This window comes from Phyllobacterium sp. RCAM01083, from assembly GCF_055685835.1.
The window spans coordinates 3492867-3511975 of record NZ_JBVFZN010000005.1 but is presented as its reverse complement, the minus strand read 5'-3'; the positions used below and the strand labels follow the sequence as shown (position 1 = coordinate 3511975).

Below are 19109 nucleotides of genomic sequence, written 5' to 3'. Positions count from 1 at the left end.
GAAAACGATCCGCCCTGTCGAAAGCGGAGCGCGGTTTCCCATAACGAAATTATGACGCAACTGCAAGAACGCGAGACGATTTGCGTCTTGACATTTTTTGCCGGAAGGGGCCACTCCAGAGGCAGCAAAAAGGACGTTGCCATGACCGAAGCCCAACGCAGCACGATCGATGCCGCCGAAGTAGACCGTTTTTCGCGCATGGCGGCCGAATGGTGGAATCCACAGGGCAAGTTCCGCCCCCTGCACAAGTTCAACCCGACGCGCCTCGCCTACATCAAGGAAAAGGTCTGTGCCCATTACGGTATCGATCCGAACAGCCCACGGCCGTTTGCCGGCCTGCGCCTGCTCGACATCGGCTGCGGCGGCGGCCTGCTGTGCGAGCCGATGGCGCGGCTGGGTGCCGCCGTTGTCGGCGCCGATGCCAGCGAGACCAATATCGAAGTGGCCAAAATTCATGCTGCCCAGAGCGGCCTGGATATCGATTACCGTGCCACGACAGCCGAAGCGCTGGCAGAGGCCGGGGAGCAATTCGATATCGTCCTGAACATGGAAGTGGTCGAGCATGTCGCCGATGTGGAGCTTTACCTCACCGCCTGTGCACAGATGGTCAAGCCGGGTGGCGTGACCTTTGTCGCCACCATCAACCGCACGTTGAAAGCACTCGGCCTTGCCATTTTCGGCGCCGAATATGTCCTGCGCTGGTTGCCGCGCGGCACCCACCAGTACGAAAAGCTGGTGCGTCCGGAAGAGCTTGAGGGGCCGCTGACACAGGCCGGGCTCGAAATCACGGAGAAGGTCGGCGTCACCTACAATCCGCTCGCCGACAGCTGGAACCGTTCGACCGATACCGACGTCAACTACATGGTGCTGGCAATCAGGCCGTAGCCTTCGTCATCATCCGCTGCGCCTTGGTCGTCATCAGCACGCCGATGGTGATGATGACCGCCCCGGCCCACGTCGCCAGCTGGTAGCTTTCGCCGAGGAACAGCGTTCCGGCGATCAGCGCCACCGCAGCGCCGACATAGCCGATCTGGCTGAGGTAAACCGGGCCGCCGACGGCCTGCAGACGGAAATACAGCGCAAACATGCAGGTGGAAGCGAGAACCTGCGCCACCACCAGCCACGGCACATTGCCAAGCGGCCCGACGGCAAAACTGCCGCTGGCGTAGAAAATAACCGGAATCAGCAACAGGGCTGTCGTCAGGTGGCTGCCCGCCGCAAGCTCGGTCGGATCGGCACCTTGCGGCCAGTCGACGGTACGGTAGACGTTGCCGAGCGCCAGCAGGACCGGAATGAGCAGGCCGACGACAACCCAGAACGGTTCGGCCGGCTGTCCCACCTGCCCCCTGGTGAAGCCGACGAGCACCGCCCCGGCAAATCCCGTGAGAATGCCGAGCAATCCCAGCATATTCGGCCGCTTGATCTTGAAGAGCATCGACAGCAACAGGGTGAAGACGGGCGAGAGCGTATACATGATGCCGGTAAAGCCTGACCCGAGATGCGGAATGGCCGACAGCGTCATCAGATTGGGAATGGCATAGGAAATCAGCGCCGTCACGAGATAATACCGCGCCATGCGCCCGTTGAGCAGCGGCCGCTTCCCCATGGCCAGAAACGCCAGCAGGAGCACGACGCCAGCACCCGTCGAAATCACGAAGGCCCAGACCGCCGGGGTTATTCCGGCGCCAAAGGCCAGCTTGCCGAACGGCAGCGTCAATCCGAGGAAGGCGCCGGTCAGGACGAGCAGCGCGGGAGCGGAATTCAGAAATGGCATGGATGCATCCGGCAGGACTGTGAAGACTGCGGCAGCTTAGCCGTTCGCGTTAAAGTGGCAAGGTCAATTGTGGTCTTCAGGGAAGGTCGGCAACGGCATGATGTCGACGCCGTCTTCCAGCAGCGACTGCACCTCCTCGCCTGAGGCTTCGCCGTAAATCCCGCGCTGCTCCGCTTCGCCGAAATGGATCTTTCGCGCTTCCTCGGCAAAATCAGCGCCGACATAATCGGCATTCTCACGCACCTTCCGCGCGACTTCCTTCAGCTCGCTGACCATTTTGCTCATGGCAACGGCCATCTTCTCCTTCTGCCGTGCCGTGGTCACGGAAGGAGCCATCAATGCCTTTTCCACCTTGTGCGAACCGCAGACCGGACACGTGACCAGCCGCTTCTTCGACTGGTCGTCGAAATCATCATTGCTGCGGAACCACCCTTCGAATTCGTGGTCCTGCGCGCAGTGAAGGGAAAAGCGGATCATGACGCGGCCGATTGCCTCTCGCTCTGGCCGTCATCCGATTGAATGACCAGACCAAACGGGCGGGCATTTTTAAGATTGGGGACCTTCGACCGGGCCGCTGCACTCAGGGAGGGATCGATATCGGCGACGATCACGGCCGGGTCCGCGTGGCTGGCTTCCGCCAGAACCTCGCCCCACGGCGCAACGATGATCGAATGACCGAAGGTTTCGCGGCCATCCTCATGCACGCCGCCCTGCGCCGCCGAAATGACAAAGGCGCCGTTCTCGATGGCGCGGGCGCGCTGCAGGACATGCCAGTGCGCCTCGCCTGTCTGGCGCGTGAATGCCGCCGGAGCCGTCAGAACGGAAGCACCGGCCAGGGCCTGTGCGCGGAACAGCTGCGGGAAGCGCACATCATAGCAGATGGCAAAACCCAGCCGCGCGAAGGGCAGCGTGGCGACGACGGAATCCGCGCCCGGTGCGTAAACGGCCGACTCGCGCCAGCTCTCGCCATTGTCGAGATCGACGTCGAACATGTGGATCTTGTCATAGCGGGTGATGATCTTGCCATCCGGCCCGAACAGAAAGGCGCGGTTGGCGATCTTGCCGTCTTCGCGGGCAATGGCGGTCGAGCCGATATGCAGGTGAATGCCGTGTTCTGCCGCCAGTTCCGACGCGGTGCGCACGATGACGTCGTCCTCTTCCGCGCGCAGCACATCGGCGAGCGCCTTGCGGTCGCGCTGCAGCGCGCCCGTCATTTCAGGCGTCTGCACGTAGACGGCGCCTTGGCCGACCGCATCGGCCACATAACCGGCAAGATCGTTCGCATTGCGCTGGGGATCGACGCCGGAGCGCATCTGGATGGCCGCTGCACGAAATGAGCTCATTGTCCGTTCCTTACGCCAGTGCGCCGGTCTTCAGCAGCGGGTCAAGACGCCCCTGCTGCTCAAGCGCATAAAGGTCATCGCAACCGCCGACATGCACGGCGCCAATGAAAATCTGCGGAAAGGTCGTGCGCCCATTGGCGCGCGCCAGCATGGCTTGCCGCGCATCGGGTTGCGCCGTTGCATTGTGTTCGACAAAAGCCACGCCCTTCTTGTCCAGAAGGCCCTTGGCAGCCGTGCAATAACCGCAGCCATCGCGCGTATAGATTGTGACATCAACCATCATCATACTCCACTATAAAGTCTATATAGGCGTCCGCAATCAAAGCGCAAAGACCCGTTTTTTCCGCAAAACAACTGTTAGACAGATAATTCTTTCGACAGAACCCGTGCAAAGGTCAAGACATCGACGCTGGAAGCGCCGCCGCGCAGCAGAGCGCGGGTTGCAGCCTTCACCGTTGCGCCGGTCGTATAGACATCATCGATCAGGAGCACCCTGCGTCCGCGCACCCTGATATCCCGGTTTTCCGGCACCTTGAACGCACCCCTGACGTTCACCGCGCGTTCCGCGGCGCCAAGCCCGACCTGCTGCCGCGTCGGCTTGACCCGTTTCAGGGCGCCGGGCTCGAACGGCTTGCCGCTGATCCCGCTGAGATGGCGGGCAAGTTCGGCGGACTGGTTGAACCGGCGCAGCCAGAACCGCCGCGCATGCAGGGGCACCGGGACGATGACATCGCATTCGGCCAGCAGTTCGCTGCCGGCCCGCGCCATCCACCGGGCCATCCAGGGGCCAAGGTCGGTCCGGTCGCTGTATTTCAGCCGGCGCACCATGGTGCTGATCGCCCCCTCATGGACGGCAACCGACCGCGCACGGCGGAACGGCGGCGGATCGGCGATTGCCTCGGCCGAGAGAATTTCCGCGCCGAGATCATGGCTGAAGGGAATGCCGAGCACCGGACAATAGGGCTTTTCGATAAAGCGGACTTTTGACCAGCAGGCCGCGCAAAGGCTGCCCGGCTCGCAGACAAGGCTCTGGCATTCCGCACAAACCGGCGGAAACAACAGCATGAACAGGCGATTTGTCACGATGCGCGCAAAAGCGCGGGCGGTTTCCATTGCAATTCCATCCGGGGCGACGCATTTAGCGGGAAGAACTATACATTGATCAGAGAAATTCGGAATGGATCAGCACAGGATCTTCGATCGGAATTTGCTTCGGCAAAGGCGCCTGCGCGCGCTTCGCCAGCACGGGATGACGGGCGATTTCCTGCTTGCCCGTGCGGCCGATGATCTGGAAGAGCGCCTGTCCGCCGTCGAACGCAGTTTCGACGTCGCCGTCGATCTCGCCAGTCACACCGGACTGGCAGCCAAGGCAATCGAACGTTCCGGCAAGGCCGGCAGCATCATCCGCATCGAACAGGATGTCCGTTTTCTCGATGCGGCGTTTCCCTCCGTCGTTGCCGATGAGGAAATGCTGCCCCTGAAACCGGCGGGTGCCGGACTGATCGTTTCGCTGCTGTCACTGCACCTGACCAACGATACACCCGGCACGCTGCTGCAGATCAGGCGCGCGCTCAAGCCGGATGGCCTGTTCCTCGGCGCCATGGCCGGCGAGGCCACCCTGTCGGAGCTGCGTGAGGTTCTGCTGGCGACCGAAAGCGAAATCAGCGGCGGCGCGTCGCCGCGCGTTGCGCCCTTTGCCGATGTGCGCGATGTCGGCGGCCTGTTGCAGCGCGCGGGTTTCACCCTGCCGGTGACCGATATCGAAACCTACACGGTACGCTATGATTCTCTGTTCGCGCTGATGCGCGATCTGCGAGCCATGGGCATGCAGAACATTCTCTTCGGGCGGTCGCGCAAGCCGCTGACCCGCCGCTTCTTCCTGCGGGCGGCTGAAATCTATGCGGAACGCTTCAGCGATCCGGATGGCCGGATCCGGGCAACTTTCTCATTTATCTGGATGTCGGGCTGGGCGGCGCATGAATCGCAGCAGAAACCATTGAAGCCCGGCTCCGCCAAGGCGTCGCTCGCCGATTTCCTCAAAGACGTCGAAACCCTGGAAAAGAAATAGCCGGCAGTCTCAGCAGTCGCCGCTTTTGCTGCCGTTGCTGTTGAGGATGCAGACGGAATCGGGAGATTTCTGCAAAACGCTGCGGCGGATCGTGTATTCGGACGGCGCCGCCTTCTTGATCGAGCCGGTCGACATCGTGTCGATGGATCGGCTGGACGCGTAGTCCACCACGGATTTCGACTTGCGGTCGGCAAGCGGCGCAACAACCAGTGCGAGTGCGATTGCAGCAGAACCGAACAAAAGGGTTATGCGCAAGATGCCAGTTCCCGCACCCAGGAATGTCCTGGTCTGCGCTGCAGCCTCGTCGAGATTGTCGAATTTATACCCCATGCACCACCTGGAAAAATTGATCCGTCCTTGATTAAAAGTCGCCCATTCGCGTGAAGGATCGATTAACGATTTGGGTTAATTTGACGGTGATGAAATCTTAACCACGATTTGCTGTCAGAGAAGGTCGATCAGGAACGGGATCAGCGGGATATCGGCTGGTGGCATCGGGTAGTCGCGCATGTCTTTCGGCCGCACCCATTTCAACGCCTGGCCTTCCATGGAGCGCGGAATACCCTCATAGCGGCGGCAGATGAACAACGGCATCAGCAGATGGAATGTCTCATAGGTGAAACTGGCAAAGGTCAGCGGCGCCAGGCATGCCGGCTTGACTGTGATTCCCAGTTCTTCCCGCAGTTCGCGGATCAAGCTTTCCTCTGGTGTTTCGCCCGGCTCCACCTTGCCGCCGGGAAACTCCCACAGGCCAGCCAGCGACTTGCCCTCTGGCCGCTGGGTCAGCAACACCCGCCCGTCGGCATCGACGAGCGCACAGGCCGTTACAAGCAGGATGGGGTGTTTGGGTGTATCGCTCATGCGTCTGGCGCCTGCCGGTAAGCGTAACGGTACGCCTCGGCAAAGCCGATCTTTTCATAAAGTGCAATGGCACCAGCGTTGTCGGCTTCCACCTGCAGCCAGCCCCGCTTGGCGCCATGCTGTACGGCCCATTTGATGGCCGATTTGACGATCATCCGCCCATGCCCCCTGCGGCGGCTCGCCGCCAGCGTGCCGATGTTGAACAGCCCTGCCAGCAGACCGTCCTGCACGCAGATCGCCGTCGAAACCGGCTCGCCGTCCTCTTCGACGACAAAGAGGCCCTTGGCCGGACGAATGGCATTGATCACCTCGATCAGGCCGGGCTTGGCCGATGGATTTTCCTGCTGCACTGCGACCGCGGCATCGACGTACCGGCCGGTATCGCGCAGGGGAATCTGGTCGATGGCATCGGACAGATCGATGTTTCCGAGATCCGCCACCATGACGAGGGACTCATCAAAGCGCGACCAGCCCGACGCATCGAGATAGGCATCCAGCGCCGCAGGCGCGAGCGGCGACAGGCGAAACACCGGCGGACGGCCATAGGCGCGCAAACGTTGAACTGCGCGGGCAACACGCTGTTCCATATTGTCCGTGTCGCCCGGATCGAGCGGATTGACCGAGTTCAGGCGTTTGGACGGGTGGCACGCCGTCATGCGGATCGCCCAGCTGCCGTCGTAGTGAACCGACGCGGCTGGCCAGGCCCTGAACCCGACAGCCTCGATCTGCCGGATCTGGGCCAGCGGCATCGTGCTCCGATCCAAATCCATCAGCTGCGGTAATCGCCGTTGATCGTCACATATTCCTTGGTGAGGTCACAGGTCCAGACCGTGGCCTTGCCCTTGCCGAGCCCGATATCGACCTTGACGGCAATATCCTCGTTTTTCATGTAGTCGGATGTCGCGGCTTCCGAATAGTCCGGATCGCGCTCGCCATGGCGGGCAACGCGGATATCGCCGAACCAGATGGCAAGACGGTCACGGTCCGCCGGCTCGCCGGCCTTGCCGACCGCCATGACGATGCGGCCCCAATTGGCGTCTTCGCCGGCCGCAGCCGTCTTGACCAGCGGTGAATTGGCGATCGACAGGGCGATACGCTTGGCCGAACGCGAGGATGTCGCGCCCGTCACGGTGATCTCGAGCATCTTGCGCGCGCCCTCGCCGTCGCGCACGACCTGCAGGGCCAGGTTTTTCAACACGCGGTCGAGTGCCTTGGCAAAGGCTTTCAGGCGCTTGTCCTTTTCCTTCGTCACCGGTTCCGCCCCGCGTTCGGCAGCGGTGCCCGTTGCGAACAGCAGCAATGTATCGGATGTCGAGGTGTCGCTGTCGACCGTTACGGAGTTGAAGCTCTTGCCCACCGACTTGGACAGGAGTTTCTGCAGGATATCGGAGGCGATCGGCGCATCCGTCGCCACGAAGGACAGCATCGTTGCCATGTCGGGGGCGATCATTCCCGCGCCCTTGGCGATACCATTGATGGTCACCGGCACACCGCCAAGCAGGACGGTTTCAGTTGCAACTTTAGGGAATGTATCGGTTGTCATGATGGCGCTGGCCGCGTCCTGCCAGCGTTCGGACGTGGCGCTCCTGGCCATATCCTCGAGCAAGTGGCTGAACTTGCCGGCATCCAGCGGTTCGCCGATGACACCGGTGGAGGCGAGAAACACTTCGCCGGGCTTGCAGCCGATTGCCTTGGCGGCAGCGGCCGCCGTCGCCTTGGTCGACTCGCGGCCCTTCTTGCCGGTGAAGGCGTTGGCATTGCCGGAATTGACGACAACCGCGCGGGCCTTGCCGCCGCTCAGGCTGTCACGGCAGAAATCCACCGCCGCTGACGGGCATTTGGACCGGGTAAACACACCGGCTACCGCCACCGGCTTGTCGAATACGATCAGGAGAACGTCCGTTCGGCCCTTATATTTGATTCCCGCTTCGGCGGTCGCGATCCGGACGCCGCGAATTTCGGGCATGGCCGGGACATGTTTGGGAGCCAGGGGAGAGACAGACGTGGACATCGGTTACCTCGAAAAGGTGTTTGACAAGGTTCAGTGCGGAGGCATTTTCAAAGGGGTCAAGGCCCGGGACCGAAATCCCGGGCTAGTGGAACGAATTTGACATTCGCACCCCATTTCACATCACGCGGAGCATGCGAATGTCAAATTCAAAGTTCCACTAGAATCTTATCGTTGCTAGTGGTCCTTTGATTCTGACATTTGCCTGAACGCCTGTATCGACGGGATGCAAATGTCAGAATCGGACCACTGGGATATTACTGTTCCTGGGCGTCCGTAGCGGCCTTCATGGCCTTTTCGGTTTCCGGATCGGTGTACTGGATCTTCAGGTCGGCGCGTTCCTTCTTGACCAGCTCGACATAGCGTTCACGGATGAGGATCGACTTCACCTGATCCTTGACCTGATCGAATGCCGGCGGCTGCTGCACGCGCTTGTCTTCCAGCTTGATGACATGGAAGCCGAACTGTGTCTGGACCGGTTCCTTGGTGTATTTGCCGACATCAAGCGCCATGGCCGCCTTTTCGAATTCCGGGACCATCTGTCCGGCGGAGAAATAGCCGAGATCGCCGCCCTGTGCTGCCGATCCGTCGGTCGACTTTGCCTTGGCAACGTCTTCGAAGGAAGCGCCGCCGTCGAGCTGCTTGATGATCGCTTCGGCTTCTTCCTTGGTCTTGACCAGGATATGACGGGCGCGAACTTCGTTCTGCGGCGGCATTGCTGCCATTTCCTTGTCATAGCGGGCGCGCACATCGGCATCGGTGATCTTGTCGACAACCTGCTGCTTGAAGAAATCATTGTGCAGGGCACGATCCTTCAGGAACTGCATGCGTGCCTTGAATTCCGGCGTGGCATCCAGCTTCTCGGCTTCCGCCTTGGCGGCCAGGGCCTTGATGTCGATGATGGCGGCCAGAGCGGCCAAACGACGCTGCTCGTCGGGAAGACGGGCGAACTGCGGATCGAGATCGGCGGAAATCTGGTCGACGTCCTTGGAGGTGATCTTGTCGCCATTGATCGTGGCCAGCACCTTGTTCGGATCGGCCTTGACGGCATCCGCCTTGGCGGCATCCGGTTTTGCAGCACCGGCTTTACCGGCATCCTGGGCCATGGCCACGGAGGAAACACCGGTCAAAAACACAGCAGCAGTCATGAATGAAAGGGTTTTACGCAATTGGTTCATAGGTCAATTTCTCCTTAGGAGGACCGGTACGGGCTATGATTACGGCAGAATTTTGCCTTGACGAAGCGATCAACTGCGTGCTGCTTCAACATTGACATCATTCGAGCCCCCTCTTATCTGTCCATCGGCTTTGCGTCCAGATAGCTTGGCAACAGATAGGCTTATACATTTGACTCAGTGTCCGTATTGTATCAGGCATTCTCCATGCCGGGCTTCGGACCCTAAAAGCTAGGTTTTCCTAGCGAAACGAACAAGAGAGGACCAGGGATGGTCAGTTTCGGCGGCCTCGCCCGCAAGATTTTCGGCTCTTCCAATGAGCGCCGTGTCAAAGGCTTCAAGCCGCGCGTTGAACAGATCAATGCGCTCGAAGCTGAAATGTCGTCACTCACTGACGAGGAATTGAAGGCAAAGACGGTGGAATTCCGTGCAAGCCTTGCCAGCGGAACCAAGCTTGACGATCTGCTCGTGCCGGCCTTTGCCGTTGTGCGTGAAGCGGCCAAGCGTGTGCTCGGCATGCGCCCCTTCGACGTGCAGCTCATCGGCGGCATGGTCCTGCACGGCGGCGGCATCTCGGAAATGCGCACCGGTGAAGGCAAGACGCTGGTTGCGACCCTGCCGGTCTACCTCAATGCGCTGGAAGGCAAGGGCGTTCACGTCGTCACGGTCAACGACTATCTCGCCAGCCGCGACGCGCAGTGGATGGGCCAGCTCTACAACTTCCTCGGGCTCAGCTACGGCATCATCGTGCATGGCCTCGATGACGAGGAGCGCAGCACCGCCTACGCCGCCGACATCACCTACGCCACCAACAACGAACTCGGCTTCGACTATCTGCGCGACAACATGAAATATGAGCGCGCGCAGATGGTGCAGCGCGGTCACAACTACGCGATCGTCGACGAAGTGGATTCGATCCTGGTCGACGAAGCCCGCACGCCGCTGATCATTTCCGGTCCGCTCGATGACCGCTCGGATTTCTACAATCTCATCGACACGTTCATTCTGCCGCTTGAACCGGCCGATTACGAAATCGACGAGAAGCAGAAGACCGCGATCTTCACCGAAGAAGGCACGGAAAAGCTGGAAAACCTTTTGAAGGCCGCCGGCCATCTGAAGGGCGAAGGTCTCTACGACATCGAGAACGTTGCCGTGGTCCATCACGTCAACAATGCCCTGCGCGCCCACAAGCTGTTCCAGCGCGACAAGGACTATATCGTCCGCAACGACGAAATCGTCATCATCGACGAGTTCACCGGCCGCATGATGCCGGGCCGCCGTTTCTCGGAAGGCCTGCACCAGGCACTGGAAGCCAAGGAACATGTGACGATCCAGCCGGAAAACCAGACCCTGGCCTCGATCACCTTCCAGAACTACTTCCGCATGTACAACAAGCTGGCCGGCATGACCGGTACGGCATCGACGGAAGCCGAAGAATTCGGCAATATTTACGGCCTGGAAGTCACCGAAATTCCGACCAACAATCCGGTCAAGCGCATTGACGAGGATGACGAGGTCTACCGGACGGTCGAGGAAAAATACAAGGCGATCGTTCGCGACATCCACGAAGCGCGCGCCAAGGGCCAGCCGGTTCTCGTCGGCACCACGTCGATCGAGAAATCGGAACAGCTGGCCGAGCGCCTGCGCAAGGAAGGCTTCAAGGACTTCCAGGTCCTCAACGCCCGCTATCACGAGCAGGAAGCCTATATCGTCGCCCAGGCCGGTGTCCCCGGCGCCATCACCATTGCCACCAACATGGCTGGCCGCGGTACCGACATTCAGCTCGGCGGCAATTTCGAGATGCGCGTCAAGCACGAGCTCGCGGATATGGCCGAGGGCGAAGAGCGCAAGTCCAAGGAAGCCGCCATCCGCGATGATATCGCCCGTCTGAAGGAGAAGGCGCTTGCCGCCGGCGGTCTCTACGTGCTGGCCACCGAGCGCCATGAAAGCCGCCGTATCGACAATCAGCTGCGCGGCCGTTCTGGCCGTCAGGGCGATCCGGGCCGGTCAAAGTTCTTCCTGTCGCTGCAGGACGATCTCATGCGCATTTTCGGTTCCGAGCGCATGGACGGCATGCTGCAGAAGCTGGGCCTGAAGGAAGACGAGGCCATCGTCCATCCCTGGATCAACAAGGCCTTGGAAAAGGCGCAGAAGAAGGTCGAAGCCCGCAACTTTGACATCCGCAAGAACCTCCTGAAATACGATGACGTGATGAATGATCAGCGCAAGGTGATCTTCGAACAGCGTCTCGAACTGATGGACGGCACGGATCTGAGCCAGACCACCGCGGAAATGCGCGAAGACGTGGTCGATGACCTGATCCAGCGTCATGCCCCTGAAGGCGCCTATGCCGAACAGTGGACCGTGAAGCAGCTGGATGAGGATGTCCGTACCATCCTCAATCTCGACCTGCCGATCACCGACTGGGCGAACGAAGACAATATTGCCCCGGAAGACCTGCGTGAACGGCTGTTTGAAGCCGTCGAAAAGGCTGCTGGCGACCGTGCCGAGCGTTTCGGCCCGGAAATCATGGCCTATGTCGAGAAATCGGTCATCCTGCAGACGATGGATGCGCTGTGGCGCGAACATCTGGTCAATCTCGACCACCTGCGCTCGGTCGTCGGTTTCCGCGGCTATGCGCAGCGCGATCCGCTCAACGAGTACAAGACCGAAGGTTTTGAACTCTTCCAGACGATGCTGACCAATCTTCGCCAGAACGTGACGACGCAGCTGATGCGCGTTGAGATCGTGCGCGAGGCCGCCGAAGCGCCGTCGCCGGAACTGCCGCCCATGGAAGTTCACCATTTTGACGGCCTGACCGGCGAGGATGATTTCGGCGATACGGCCGTGCTCGAAGACCTGCGCGTCGTGAGTCCGGAGGAACGCGATCCGAACAATCCGAAGACCTGGGGCAAGATCGGCCGCAACGAGGCCTGCCCCTGCGGATCGGGTAAGAAATACAAGCATTGTCACGGCTCGTTCGCCTGACACACCCACAGAAGGCCGCGTCCAACGACGCGGCCTTTTGCTTTTTTCGAAGCCGTTGCGACTGTCGGTCTGGCCGAACGTTTTTTAAACGTTTACGGACTATATCTCCTTGGAATGCCAACAGGTGGAGCTGCGCGTGCGATTTTCTGCGGTAACGACTGCAGACCGATTTTTACCGGAAAAGCTGTCACTGCGTCTTCGTCCCTGGTTATCACGCCTGGATCAGTTGCTTGACGGCTCGAACGAACACGCCGTTGCCCAGCGCGTCTCCCTGATTGCCTTCCTCGTCCGCGTGATCAGCGCCGGCATTGCCCTGATTTCCCAGGTGATCTTCGCCCGCTGGATGGGCCCGTTCGAATACGGCATCTTCGTTCTCGTGTGGGTGACGGTCGTCATCCTCGGGAATCTGTCCTGCCTCGGCTTCCAGACCACCGTCATCCGCTTCGTGCCGGAATATCTGGAGCGCAGGCAATACGACCTTTTGCGCGGAATTTTGTTCACCAGCAAGACATTTGCGGTCAGCATGACCACCGGCATTGCCCTGGCCGGTGCCGTTCTCATCTACACGTTGCGCGACCTGATCGAGACCTACTACATCGCGCCGTTCCTCGTCGGGCTGATATGCCTGCCGATGATTGCCCTCGGCGATACGCTTGATGGAACGGCGCGTTCGCGCTCGTGGGTGCTGGTTGCCCTGACCCCGACCTATATCATCCGTCCCGTCCTGACCCTCGTGGTCATGAGCATCGCCCATATCAGCGGTCTGGCGCCGACGGCCATGACGGCTCTCGGCTCCGCCGTTATTGCGACCTATGTGACATCGGTTCTGCAGTTCTTTGCGGTGCGCAAGCGCTTCGGCGGCGTCGTGCCGCCCGGCCCCCGCGCCATCCATTTCCGCGACTGGCTCGCCGTATCCTTGCCGATCTTTCTGGTCGAGGGGTTCTTTTTTCTTTTGACCAATGCCGACGTCCTGATGGTCGGGCGCTACATGGATCCCGACAAGGTCGCCACCTATTATGCCACCGTCAAGCTGCTTGCCCTGGTGCATTTCGTCTACTTCTCGGTGAAGGCGGGCGCGGCCCAGCGCTACTCGGAGTTGATGCAGAATTTCGACCATACCCGGCTCGAACAGTTTGCCCGCGACACGGCGCGCTGGACGTTCTGGCCGTCGCTGGCCATGGCCATCGTCCTGCTGGTTCTGGGCGAGCCGTTGCTGTGGCTTTTCGGTGCACAGTTCACCGAAGGTTATCCGCTGCTGTTCATCATGGTGATCGGCGTGGTGGCGCGCGCTTCGGTCGGACCGGCCGAAAGTCTTTTGAACATGGCGGGAAAGCAGAAAATCTGCGCCATCGTTTACGCGATTACTCTGGTCGTTAATATTTGCCTCAGCATTTTTATGATACCACGATACGGCCTTGCAGGCGCAGCCTGCGCCACGGCCGCCTCGATGGTGTTTGAAGCGCTTGTTCTGGCGTTGACCGTTTACAACCGTCTCAACATCACAATGTTTGTTTTCGCCGGCAGGAATCCTGCCAAGGAAGAGATCTGATGGCTGCAATACCGCTTCTCGAAGAACTGGCCGGCGGCCCGTCCTCGCAGATCATTTCGCAGTTGGCCGGCTTTGAATCGCGCGATGCGGCCAAGCAGATCGAGGAAACCCTGGGAAGCCGCGGCGTGCCGCGCAAATTGTCCGTCTATTCCGCTTCCGCCGGATTCGATCTTTCGGAGGAGCTGGAACACCTCGCTTACCGGACCATCGAACCGAACGTCTTCTTCAATCCGCGTTTCCTGGCGCCTGCCATGCCCCGCCTCGATGACCGTCAGGTGCGCTTCATGGTTGTGCGCGACGAGAATGACGTGAAGAGCCGCCTGCGCTTCCTGATGCCCTACACGATTGAGCGTCCCGGCTTTACCTTTTCCGCATCGATCCTGCGGGCCTGGGCCACGCCGTTCGGGCCGCAGGGCACCCCGCTGATCGACCGCGACGATCCCGTCGGCGTCCTCAACGACCTCTTCGATATGCTTGCGCGCAAGCATCTCAAGTTTCCGGAAGTCCTGGTGCTGCCCGATCTTCTCCTCAACCGCCCCGTCGCCCAGCTTTTCCGTTCGGTCGCGCTTGATCGCAACCTGCCCACGACCACCATTGGCATGGTGGAGCGGCCATTTCTCGAAAGCACGCAGGAAGGCGACGCCTATCTGCGCGAAGCGCTGGGAACACGGCACGCCAAGGAATACAGGCGGTTGTGGCGGCGTCTGGCGGAACAGGGCAAGCTGACCTACACGGTCAGCCGCACGGAAGACGATATCCGCGCGCGGCTCGAGGATTTCCTCGCGGTGGAAGCCAGCGGCTGGAAAGGCCAGCGCGGCTCAGCCATGGCGGTCGACCGGTTCCGCGCGGCATTTGCCCGCGAAGCCGTCAACAATCTCGCGGGCCGCGATCTCGCCCGCATCCACACACTCGAGCTGGATGGCCGGACGATTGCCGTTCTGGTGGTCTTCGTCGAGGCCGGACAGGCGTGGACCTGGAAAACGGCCTATGATGAAAACCTTGCCGCCTATTCGCCCGGTGTTCTCCTGATGATCGAGATGCTGAAGAACCATCTGGACGATCCGAACATCGATCGCACCGATTCCTGCGCCGTTCCCGATCATCCCGTCGCATCCCGCCTGTTTCAGGAGCGCGAAAGCATCGGTACGCTGGTGATCGGCCTGACCCCGGCATCGGATCGCGCGGCCCGCCAGGCCGCCTCGCAGATCCATCTCTACCGGCGCACCCAGAACATTGCCCGTATCGTCCGCGAACGGTTGCGCGGACTGACCGGCCGGAAATGATGCAGGCCTGCGTAAGGCCTACACCTTTTCCTTCTTTTTCACGGGCGCAGGCTTTTCCGGCTCGACCGGTGCATCCGGCTTGGGCGCCAGAAGCTTGCGCAGGGAACCGATCTTGTCCTTGACCAGCGGACGGAAGCGCGTCGCGCGATAGGGCATGTCGGCCGCGCCATAACCCTCCGGGCCATCGTCATTGCCGCGATGGATTTCCTCGACCTTGATGCCGACAAACTCGCCATCGACATAGTGTTTGTACATGCCGACCCAGCGTACCGTGTAAATCTGGCCTTTGCGGATCAGTTGATCGATGCTGACATTCTTGAACTTGTCATCGATGCAAACGACCTTCTGGCCAATATAAAAGTCATTCATCATCTCACCTTGGCATATCCGGTTTGGCAGTTTGGCGCGTACCGCGTGCCGGCTTCAGGTCTTCTTTTGAACGGCAGCCCGCAAGACATCATTGATGCGATCCTGCCATCCGGGCCCATCCGCCTGGAAATGCTCCAGCACGGCGCGATCGATCCGGATCGAAACGAGCTCCTTGGCATGGGGCACCGCCGGTGTCTCACGCACAGGGAGAACAATTTTCTTGGCAACCGGCTTGAACAGTGCTTCGGCGGCTGCCATCGGGTTTACCGGCCGGCGCGGGGGATTGGCCATGTGAATTCTCCTCGTTTGTCCAATCACCACGTCAGGCTGGAATCTCTGCCACAGTAAGGCAATCGCCGGAGAACGCAAAGACATCAATGGGTTCATCAAGCCCGCGGAGCGCGTAGGAGCCCAGATTCTCCATGTTGCATTCGACCCCGGCCAGATCGACAAAGGCTTTCGACAGCAGAACCGGGCGTTTGACCTGCTTGGTTAGGCTTTCCAGGCGCGAGGCAATGTTCACGGCGGGTCCGATGACGGTAAAATCCAGCCGCTTGCGCGAGCCTATATTGCCGTACATGACATCCCCGACGTGAACGCCGATGCCGTAACCCAGCGGCTTGCGTCCTTCCCTGATATGGTCGGCATTCAACGCGGTCATGGCCGCCTGCGCCTCGGCGATGGCATGCAGCAGATCAGTACAGGCCTTCGGATTGCTCAGCGGGAAGATGGCCAGCAGGCCATCGCCCATGAATTTGAGGATTTCCCCGCCATATTTTTCGATGGGCTCCGACATCGCATCGAAATAGCCGTTGAGCAGCTCGATGACATTGTCGCGGGGCCAGGCGTCCGAGATCGCGGTGAAATCGCGCAGGTCGCAGATCAGGATCGCCGCGCCCACGGTCACGCCGCTGCCGCGGGTGGTGGCGCCGGCAAGAATCTGCTCGCTGGCATGCGGCCCGACATAGGTTTCGAGCAGCGTGCGGGCGAAGCGGTTCTTGAGCCGGATCTCGCTGACCAGCGCCAGGGCGGGAAGCAGGTCTGCCAGAACAGCCATATGATCATCGCCGAAGCCGCCCGACCGGTCCGTGGCGAAGGTCACCACATGCCGCTTGCCAAGGGTGTGCTCCAGCGGCCAGGCCACGTAGTCCGTCAGCCCCTCGGCGCGCAGTTCGCCCACTACCGAATATTCCTGCCCGGTGTCACCGGCCGCGTCAAAGTGCAGCCGGACCTCATCGGCTCCCTCGGAAATGTCGTTGAGCGGGCTGTTCAGATATTCGGCAGTCTGCTCGGCCCCATATTCGAATGTGCGGATTTCCGCCTCTGCGGCACCGCGCCTCCACAGGATGCGGGCACCACGCCATTGCGGATGCTGTATCCTCAGATGCAGCGACATCCGGGCAACGGGCACGCCCGCATCCACGAGCCGTTCGCCCATCTCGACCAGGATGTTGTCGATGAAGCGCTGATTGCGCGTCTCGATCATCAGCCAGTCGAGCAGTTCACTGCGTTGAGCCGGCCAGGTGCCGCCGCCCGTACCGGGCGAGGTCACCTTCAAATTCACCAAAGATTGCATTGCAATACCCCGTCATGATCACGTCTGCACACGACCTGGAATGACGACACCACGGCATGGCCGCCAGATCGGAACGCCAAGGCTTATGTGGTTGGTCCTTGCTTCGATTATAAGGGGTTGCAAGCGCCGTGCATAGAATGCAAAAGCCTCCGCATTCCGACGGGGATGCGGAGGCTGGCACGCGCGACAGTTCAGGCTATTGATACCTTGCGGCCTCATCGATGAGGGCCGCGACCTCGACCGGCTTCGAGGCCAGCGATGCGTGGCTTGCCTTCAGCGTGATCACCTTCTTCGCCCCGAGACGGCCGGACATCCACGCCTGGTTTGCGGGATGGATCATGTGGTCGTCACTCGAAATCTGGTACCAGCTGTGCTTCGACTTCCATGCCGGATTGGTGATTTCATTGCCGAAGGTGCTGGCGAGCGGCGCCTTCTGGGTTACACCCATCACAAGCCCCTCATCCGCCGTCAGGTCCTGGCAGAAGCTTTCGTGGAATTTGTCCTGCTTTACCCAGAGATAGCCGTCGCTGTCGGGTGCGAGATTGGCGGCGCCGAGCGGCGGATTCTTCTGGGTGATCCCGCCCGGACTCTCACCGGCGTCAGGCGCAAAGGCGGCGATATAGACCAAGCCCGCCACATTGGGATGGTTGCCGGCTTCCGTGATGACGGCCCCGCCATAGGAATGGCCCACCAGCAGCACCGGACCGCTTTCCTGCGCGATCATCTTGCGGGTGCGCTCGGCATCATCCGCCAGGGACGTCAATGGCAATTCGACGGCTTTCAGCGATGAATGGCCAAGCCGCTTCAATTCTACAATGACTTTGCTCCAGTGGGCGGCCCCACCCCAAAATCCATGCACGAGAATGATTGTCGGAGTCTGTGTCATCAGCGTTCTCCCTTGATTCAAAAAGCAATCAAAAATGGCACGCCGAGCCAAAGTTCAACGTCTGGTCGACGCCAGCGGACCTAACCATATTCCGCCGGGTGCAACAATTCCGTGACGCTTCACTTTGTATTTATGTCAATGAAGCGGCGGGGCGCAGACATGCCACGTCAGTGATTTTGGCTATGAGACTTATCGTCGGCTCCGGTCAATCTACAGAACCGGAGCAGACGTATGTGCTACTTTTGAGAGATCAATACTGACAGGAGGAAATAGGCAATGGCCGCAGTTATGACGGCGACCACCATGATGGTGAGATACCCGTAACCGACGCTACCCATGATGTTCCCAGCCCCTGCACCAATGCCTACCCCTGCAGAAGCTATTAGTCGTCTTTTTGTTTCGGTTGACGCGTTAAGAACCGCTGTCAGCCCGCGCATTGTCATTATCTATCTACGCCATACCCAGTTAAGAACGATACCGACGCAGCAGCCCACCAGGGCGCCTGCACCCCCGCCAATTCCATCGATTATACGATTTTGTTTCTCGTTATCACTTTTCTCAGCGGGTGGTTCCTGCATGCAATATCCTTCAATTGTCCCGGCTGCTTCTTTCAACGGATGGATAATCGTTGGAACAACCATCGCCGGCCTGATCACTTTTTCATCATGTCAATTTGAAATATCATTGATAATGTAAAACAAATCGCGAGTGACATAGATGTTATGATAAGAATATCACTAACAGACATACGTGGATTCCATATAAAAATACAAAGTGCACATGTAGCTAAAAGTGAATTTAAAATCGATTTTATCACATAATAAATATTGGAATAATGTGGTAGGTTTTTAAAATACTGTAAATACAATCCTGACATAACGCATATCGGCAACATGATTATCTTAAATATTATTGTTTGCCACGTTCCGCCAAATAGAAATATTAACAAAATATAGCAAATAATACTCGCCGCCTCACAGGTTGTTTTCACGACGTTGAATTTCATATCAAGTCCGATGATTTTCAATCAACTGAACCTTTCAGATAGAGCCAGAAGGTATTCAGCCGCCTTTACCCATGTTTGCTGCAACGGCCGCTGCTGTTAAGGCGATCCCTGTTGCCACAGCTTTTGGCCAACCAACCAGTACGGATGCTGCCGTTCCCGCACCTACTCCTATTGCCGCAACACCCTCACGTGGGCTGATACTATGTGTCCCTGGGTATGCGGT

The 19109-nt window shown here is 59.6% G+C and carries 19 protein-coding genes; 5 read left to right on the top strand and 14 right to left on the bottom strand.

The genetic code is table 11. From position 1 onward, the window contains the following. Positions 1-141 precede the first annotated feature (141 nt). A complete protein-coding gene (ubiG, locus tag ACZ25R_RS24080; protein WP_426136476.1) occupies positions 142-885 on the top strand; it encodes a bifunctional 2-polyprenyl-6-hydroxyphenol methylase/3-demethylubiquinol 3-O-methyltransferase UbiG in 744 nt (247 codons plus the stop codon). Here ubiG and ACZ25R_RS24075 read toward each other — a convergent pair. From ACZ25R_RS24075 to ACZ25R_RS24055, 5 genes are all read right to left on the bottom strand, one after another. Further along, positions 875-1774, bottom strand: a complete 900-nt coding sequence (locus ACZ25R_RS24075) for a DMT family transporter (protein ID WP_288194171.1) — start codon at positions 1772-1774, stop codon at positions 875-877. The genes ubiG and ACZ25R_RS24075 overlap by 11 nt on opposite strands. A 63-nt stretch (positions 1775-1837) precedes the next feature. Further along, entirely contained in the window at positions 1838-2251 is a 414-nt protein-coding gene (locus tag ACZ25R_RS24070) for a DUF1178 family protein (RefSeq protein WP_472462433.1), read from the bottom strand. After that, positions 2248-3117, bottom strand: a complete 870-nt coding sequence (locus tag ACZ25R_RS24065) for a carbon-nitrogen hydrolase family protein (protein ID WP_223613514.1) — start codon at positions 3115-3117, stop codon at positions 2248-2250. Before ACZ25R_RS24065 ends, ACZ25R_RS24070 begins: the two co-directional genes overlap by 4 nt. 10 nt (positions 3118-3127) lie before the next feature. After that, positions 3128-3397, bottom strand: coding sequence for a glutaredoxin 3 (gene grxC / locus ACZ25R_RS24060; protein WP_346308196.1), 270 nt, complete (start codon positions 3395-3397; stop codon positions 3128-3130). 77 nt (positions 3398-3474) lie between these two features. Next, a complete protein-coding gene (locus ACZ25R_RS24055) occupies positions 3475-4230 on the bottom strand; it encodes a ComF family protein (RefSeq protein WP_472462432.1) in 756 nt (251 codons plus the stop codon). Between the two features lie 64 nt (positions 4231-4294). Between ACZ25R_RS24055 and ACZ25R_RS24050 the strand changes: the two genes are divergently transcribed. Next, positions 4295-5185 carry a methyltransferase domain-containing protein gene (locus ACZ25R_RS24050; RefSeq protein WP_472462431.1) on the top strand — a complete coding sequence of 297 codons (891 nt, stop codon included), beginning with the start codon at positions 4295-4297 and terminating at the stop codon, positions 5183-5185. A 9-nt stretch (positions 5186-5194) separates the two neighbouring features. On the opposite strand, the gene ACZ25R_RS24045 is transcribed toward ACZ25R_RS24050, so the two are convergent. The 5 genes from ACZ25R_RS24045 to ACZ25R_RS24025 all read right to left on the bottom strand — a co-directional run bounded on the left by ACZ25R_RS24045 (position 5195) and on the right by ACZ25R_RS24025 (position 9232). Continuing rightward, the gene (locus ACZ25R_RS24045; protein ID WP_472462430.1) at positions 5195-5515 is read right to left on the bottom strand and encodes a hypothetical protein; all 321 of its coding nucleotides are present in this window, start codon (positions 5513-5515) and stop codon (positions 5195-5197) included. Positions 5516-5629: 114 nt separating this feature from the next. Next, the gene (locus ACZ25R_RS24040) at positions 5630-6046 is read right to left on the bottom strand and encodes a (deoxy)nucleoside triphosphate pyrophosphohydrolase (RefSeq protein WP_464661507.1); all 417 of its coding nucleotides are present in this window, start codon (positions 6044-6046) and stop codon (positions 5630-5632) included. Further along, positions 6043-6795 carry a GNAT family N-acetyltransferase gene (locus tag ACZ25R_RS24035; protein WP_472462429.1) on the bottom strand — a complete coding sequence of 251 codons (753 nt, stop codon included), beginning with the start codon at positions 6793-6795 and terminating at the stop codon, positions 6043-6045. The genes ACZ25R_RS24040 and ACZ25R_RS24035 overlap by 4 nt, the downstream gene beginning before the upstream one ends. A gap of 20 nt (positions 6796-6815) precedes the next feature. Further along, positions 6816-8057 carry a bifunctional glutamate N-acetyltransferase/amino-acid acetyltransferase ArgJ gene (gene argJ, locus ACZ25R_RS24030; protein ID WP_464661509.1) on the bottom strand — a complete coding sequence of 414 codons (1242 nt, stop codon included), beginning with the start codon at positions 8055-8057 and terminating at the stop codon, positions 6816-6818. A gap of 254 nt (positions 8058-8311) precedes the next feature. Further along, positions 8312-9232 carry a peptidylprolyl isomerase gene (locus ACZ25R_RS24025; RefSeq protein ID WP_374042751.1) on the bottom strand — a complete coding sequence of 307 codons (921 nt, stop codon included), beginning with the start codon at positions 9230-9232 and terminating at the stop codon, positions 8312-8314. Between the two features lie 267 nt (positions 9233-9499). Here ACZ25R_RS24025 and secA point away from each other — a divergent pair, with 267 nt between their 5' ends. The 3 genes from secA to bspF all read left to right on the top strand — a co-directional run bounded on the left by secA (position 9500) and on the right by bspF (position 15049). Further along, positions 9500-12217, top strand: a complete 2718-nt coding sequence (gene secA, locus ACZ25R_RS24020) for a preprotein translocase subunit SecA (RefSeq protein ID WP_464661510.1) — start codon at positions 9500-9502, stop codon at positions 12215-12217. A 136-nt stretch (positions 12218-12353) separates the two neighbouring features. Further along, positions 12354-13766: a lipopolysaccharide biosynthesis protein gene (locus ACZ25R_RS24015; RefSeq protein WP_403180898.1), complete on the top strand. Its 1413-nt coding sequence runs from the start codon at positions 12354-12356 to the stop codon at positions 13764-13766. Beyond that, positions 13766-15049, top strand: a complete 1284-nt coding sequence (bspF, locus tag ACZ25R_RS24010; protein ID WP_403180894.1) for a type IV secretion system effector crotonyl transferase BspF — start codon at positions 13766-13768, stop codon at positions 15047-15049. The genes ACZ25R_RS24015 and bspF overlap by 1 nt, the downstream gene beginning before the upstream one ends. An 18-nt stretch (positions 15050-15067) precedes the next feature. Here bspF and ACZ25R_RS24005 read toward each other — a convergent pair whose 3' ends face one another. The 4 genes from ACZ25R_RS24005 to ACZ25R_RS23990 form a co-directional block, all read right to left on the bottom strand. Next, the gene (locus ACZ25R_RS24005) at positions 15068-15421 is read right to left on the bottom strand and encodes a CAP-Gly domain protein (RefSeq protein WP_105734556.1); all 354 of its coding nucleotides are present in this window, start codon (positions 15419-15421) and stop codon (positions 15068-15070) included. A 51-nt stretch (positions 15422-15472) separates the two neighbouring features. Further along, positions 15473-15709 carry a BrnA antitoxin family protein gene (locus tag ACZ25R_RS24000; protein WP_105734555.1) on the bottom strand — a complete coding sequence of 79 codons (237 nt, stop codon included), beginning with the start codon at positions 15707-15709 and terminating at the stop codon, positions 15473-15475. A 31-nt stretch (positions 15710-15740) separates the two neighbouring features. After that, positions 15741-16994 carry an adenylate/guanylate cyclase domain-containing protein gene (locus ACZ25R_RS23995; RefSeq protein ID WP_472462428.1) on the bottom strand — a complete coding sequence of 418 codons (1254 nt, stop codon included), beginning with the start codon at positions 16992-16994 and terminating at the stop codon, positions 15741-15743. A gap of 196 nt (positions 16995-17190) precedes the next feature. Next, positions 17191-17880, bottom strand: coding sequence for an alpha/beta hydrolase (locus ACZ25R_RS23990; RefSeq protein ID WP_472462427.1), 690 nt, complete (start codon positions 17878-17880; stop codon positions 17191-17193). Positions 17881-19109: the final 1229 nt, after the last annotated feature.